The sequence below is a fragment of the Bacteroidales bacterium genome (assembly GCA_018334875.1).
Classification (GTDB): Bacteria; Bacteroidota; Bacteroidia; order Bacteroidales; family UBA12077; genus JAGXLC01.
On sequence record JAGXLC010000412.1, the window covers coordinates 1 to 3,641 of the forward strand.

At 43.2% G+C, this 3,641-nt stretch carries 3 protein-coding genes, 1 tRNA gene and 1 pseudogene; 2 read left to right on the forward strand and 3 right to left on the reverse strand.

All coding sequences use genetic code 11. The annotated features are described in order from the left end of the window. Nucleotides 1-268: 268 nt before the first annotated feature. The 3 genes and pseudogenes from KGY70_18975 to KGY70_18985 all read right to left on the reverse strand — a co-directional run bounded on the left by KGY70_18975 (nt 269) and on the right by KGY70_18985 (nt 1,477). Nucleotides 269-1,141, reverse strand: a pseudogene (locus KGY70_18975) (KilA-N domain-containing protein). A 48-nt stretch (nt 1,142-1,189) separates the two neighbouring features. Then, the gene (locus KGY70_18980) at nt 1,190-1,360 is read right to left on the reverse strand and encodes a hypothetical protein (GenBank protein ID MBS3777287.1); all 171 of its coding nucleotides are present in this window, start codon (nt 1,358-1,360) and stop codon (nt 1,190-1,192) included. Nucleotides 1,361-1,404: 44 nt separating this feature from the next. Next, nucleotides 1,405-1,477 (reverse strand) — tRNA-Phe (locus KGY70_18985). 284 nt (nt 1,478-1,761) lie between these two features. Between KGY70_18985 and KGY70_18990 the strand changes: the two genes are divergently transcribed. Further along, on the forward strand, nt 1,762-2,982 hold the full coding sequence (locus KGY70_18990) for an insulinase family protein (protein ID MBS3777288.1): 1,221 nt from the start codon (nt 1,762-1,764) through the stop codon (nt 2,980-2,982). Between the two features lie 3 nt (nt 2,983-2,985). Further along, entirely contained in the window at nt 2,986-3,627 is a 642-nt protein-coding gene (locus KGY70_18995) for an O-methyltransferase (protein MBS3777289.1), read from the forward strand. Nucleotides 3,628-3,641: the final 14 nt, after the last annotated feature.

The following is a 3,641-nucleotide window of genomic DNA, read 5'->3' on the forward strand; positions in this document are numbered from 1 at the left end:
TTTCAATATCTCGTTAGTTCTCATAATTCATCGATTTAATTTGCAAGATACTAATAAAAAAACGCAATTCTCAAGCAAAATTATATTTCTTTTTCTTACACTTTCGTCCTCCAAAATTGCAACCCCAACGGACAGCGGTATGAACAGTTGGGGAAAGTTTACCTGGGTCCTATTCCCCGGTAATAAATGTTGCTATATTGACTTGCTTCGATTAATCCACTCCGCCCCAATTGTTTATACAGTATGTTAAATGTTGCCGTTTCGTTGTTTATTCCAGTTTCTTCTTATTTTCGATATATATGTCATCTGATACTTTTTTTAATGCTTTCATAAAATCTTTTTCATCAAGTGATTTTAATTGAACTTTTACAATATCTCTTAATTGTCGATATCTTTCCACTTTATCAATCTGGTTACGGATTAAAATAGAATTAAGGTTTTACAGATTTGCTAGTACAACAAGTTCATTAATGCTTGCAAAATCACGAATATTCAATCCTTTCTTTGCTTTATCAGGATTTGCTTCACGCCAATCTTTCGCAGTACATTTAAACAAGGCTACATTTAACAAATCACCTTCCTCTGCATAAATTATCCATTCTTTGTCTTTATCGTAGTTCTTCTCGGGAAGGATACAATCTTTAATAGCATCAGTATGAATCTGATAGTTTGTTTTGGTTAAAATTCGTTTTACATTCCACTCAAGGTTGTACTGATTACTCTCAATCTCTTTTAATCGTTGATACTCTTTAATCAACAGTAGCTTAAACATTGGACTAATCCAGGAGCCAAACTCAAATGCTAAATCTTTATGCGCATAAGTACCACCGTATCTGCCTGACCTTGAAATCAGACCAATCGCATTTGTAGCTTCAATCCATTTTTTAGGAGTCAAGTTGAAACTGTTTAATCCTGCTTGTTTTCTAAAGGTGTCGAATTCGACAGGTTTAAAATTTGGATTATTCAAAGTCTCCCATAATCCAATGAATTCAACAGTATTGCGATTTCTCATCCAGTTCCTAATATGGTCAGAACCTTCTTCACCTCTAACCATGTCGGTCAGACTTATATAATCTTGCTAATCCTGTTTTACAATGGAAATGAGCTTATTTTCGACTTCTATTTGAGAATTATTTGTCATAAAATCAAATTGCATTTGCTTTTCACAAATATACAATTTCTTATTCAACTACCTTTTAATATTTGCACCGTCGTTTTCTACAATGAACGGCAACATCTGGCTAAAGTAAACACGCATCTTATTTCTCCATTGTCTGTTATATTCACTATACTTACTGAATTCGGTATGGATATCAGGTGAAACATTTACCCATGCTTCCGTGCCATGCGTCTGCGACATCCACCATTAAAAAAGCCCCGTCCGGCAACTGCCGGACGGGGCTGTGGAACCACCTGGAATCGAACCAGGGACACACGGATTTTCAGTCCGTTGCTCTACCGACTGAGCTATGGCTCCATTCGTTTCAAGCGATTGCAAATGTACGCAAAAATATTTTTTTGCAAAATTTTTACGGGGAATTTTTGTTTATTTAAATGCCATAAAAATACTATGCACACTGATTGCAATCCAACTTCCCAACGGAACTGAAAAGGAAAAATTATTGCACCATGCCGATCTTTTGTAATTTTGAATTTTGTTTTTTGGAATTTGTGATTTGTTATTTTATATGTAATCCACCATTTAATTGATTTCAGACCTGAAACCATTATTCAACAGGAAGTATTAAAAGCAGAGAAACCATGCAATATCATACCCATAAGCTTTCCAACGGATTAAGGATCATCCACCTGCCCGACCACTCGGAGGTGGCCCACTGCGGACTGATGATCAACGCCGGCTCGCGTGACGAGATGGAGGACGAACAGGGAATCGCCCATTTTGTGGAACACCTGTTCTTCAAAGGAACCAAAAAACGCAAAGCTTTTCATATCCTCAGCAGGGTGGATGATGCAGGAGGTGAGATCAACGCCTATACGACCAAGGAGGACACCTGTATCCACACTTCCTTCCTGAAAAACGACTACGAAAGGTCGCTGGAGCTCATGGCCGACATCACCTTCAACTCCGTTTTTCCGGGAAATGAGATCAAAAGGGAGAAAAGCGTCATCATCGATGAGATCAATTTCTATAAAGACAATCCCTCGGAAGCAATATACGATGATTTTGAGGAGCTGGTATTTGCCAACCAGCCCCTGGGCAAAAACATACTGGGCACGCCCGAGCTGCTGAACCGTTTCGGGGCGGAAGATTTCCGGCACTTTGTCGACCGCAATTACCACCCCTCGGAGATGGTGATCACCTCGGCGGGGAATATTTCATTCACCAAACTGGTGAAACTGGTAGACAAACATTTCGGTGCCATCCCGAACGGAAAAGCCACCGGCCACAGGGAGCCTTTCAAAGGCTACACCCCGAAGAAGCGGGTTATCAAGACCAATACCAACCAGGCCCACTGCATCGTAGGGAATGTGACCTATGACATGCACCATCCCAAAAAGCTCGTCATGGCACTTCTGGAGAACATCATTGCCGGCCCCGGACTTACCTCCCGCCTGAATATGCTGCTGAGGGAGAAGCTGGGGTACGTGTACAATATCGAATCCAGCTATACGCCATTCTCTGATGTAGGGCTCTTTACCGTATATTTCGGAACCGAAAAAGGCCGTGTAGATAAAACTCTGAACCACATTCACAAAGAATTTGAGCGGCTGCGCACCACCAACCTGGGCAAGATACAACTGAGCAAGGCCAAGCGGCAGTTGTTCGGCCAGATTGCCATCAGCTCCGAGAATCCCGTATCGCGTATGCTGTCGCACGGGAAAAGTTACCTGATGCTGAACCGGGTGAATTCGCTGGAGGAAATGAAAAACAAAATAGACCGGATCACTGCGGAAGACCTCAGGGAAACGGCCAATGAGGTGCTGGATCCCGATCGTTTAACGACATTAATCTATAAATAAGCCATGTTTGAAATATCTTCGGAAATAGAACAGTATATACTGGACCATTCGGAAAGGCAAGACGACCTGCTCTACGAGCTGTACAGGGAAACCCACAAAAGGGTGCTCCATCCGAGGATGCTCTCGGGTCACCTCCAGGGCAAAATCCTGGAAATGCTCAGCAAGCTGCTGCAGCCATCCCAAATCCTGGAGATCGGAACCTATACAGGCTACTCGGCCATCTGTCTGGCCCGTGGCCTGACTGAAGGAGGGATGCTCCATACCATTGAAGTGAACGACGAACTGGAAGATTTCATAAACCACTACCTGGTCCGGTCGGGACTGAAAAAGCAAATAACCCTTCACATAGGAGATGCCCTGGAGATCACCGGAAATCTCCCCGGGCCGTTCGATTTGATCTACATTGATGCCGATAAAAGGGAATACCCTGATTATCTGGAGATATGCAGGGAAAAGCTCAGGAAAGGGGGAGCCATACTGGCCGATAATGTGCTATGGGACGGCAAAGTGGTGCATCCGGATACCAAAGATTCCCATACCATGGGCATTCACCGGTTCAACGAGATGGTGAAAAAGGACCGGGAGCTGGAACAGGTGATCCTGCCCTTGCGCGACGGCCTGATGATGATCAGGAAGAAGGGATGACGAGGGAACGAGGG

What these genes read in the sequence shown, in the direction of transcription:
- KGY70_18980 (MBS3777287.1), bottom strand. Translation starts at nt 1,360, where the DNA reads ATGTCGCAGACGCATGGCACGGAAGCATGGGTAAATGTTTCACCTGAT.
- KGY70_18990 (MBS3777288.1), top strand. Translation starts at nt 1,762, where the DNA reads ATGCAATATCATACCCATAAGCTTTCCAACGGATTAAGGATCATCCAC.
- KGY70_18995 (MBS3777289.1), top strand. Translation starts at nt 2,986, where the DNA reads ATGTTTGAAATATCTTCGGAAATAGAACAGTATATACTGGACCATTCG.